Annotated in this window: 1 protein-coding gene; it reads left to right on the plus strand. The window is 38.3% G+C overall.

Annotation, left to right across the window (positions count from 1 at the left end; all coding sequences use genetic code 11):
- Window positions 1–280 (plus strand): alpha/beta hydrolase (locus DCO44_RS16545; RefSeq protein ID WP_116763785.1); only part of this gene is annotated, 280 nt, incomplete at its 5' end.
- Window positions 281–494: the final 214 nt, after the last annotated feature.

Raw genomic sequence — 494 nt, forward strand, 5'->3', positions numbered from 1 at the left:
TGCAACGCTTTCAAACGACTTAGGTGCTGGCAGCCCAGAAGGTTATGCGAGTTGTTGTGAAGCTTTGGCTAAAGCGGATGTTCGGGAGCAATTAAAGACAATTACGGTGCCCATGTTGATTGTTGCAGGACGGCAAGATCCTGTGACAACGGTGGCGGATGCAGAGTTTATGCAGAGTCAGATTCCGAACAGTCAGTTGGTAGAAATTGATGCATCGCATATTTCTAATGTGGAACAGCCAACGACGTTTAATGAAGCTTTAAAGCAATTTCTTGTATAGAAATACAATTCTCAAAGGCCTCACATTGTTGAGGCTTTTCTTAGTCTAAAATGTTTGTTTAAATACCTGCCACAAACTTCATAACCCCTAGAATTTATAAAAATGAAAAAATACTTTAGATCTCTTTCATAACTCATTTTTCATTCAATTCTAAGTTGTAAATTCCAGCAATTAAATTGAATCTTAAACCGAGCCTTTTCCCTCTATTTCGATA

Source organism: Acinetobacter sp. AM, from assembly GCF_003105055.1.
GTDB lineage: Bacteria > Pseudomonadota > Gammaproteobacteria > Pseudomonadales > Moraxellaceae > Acinetobacter > Acinetobacter tibetensis.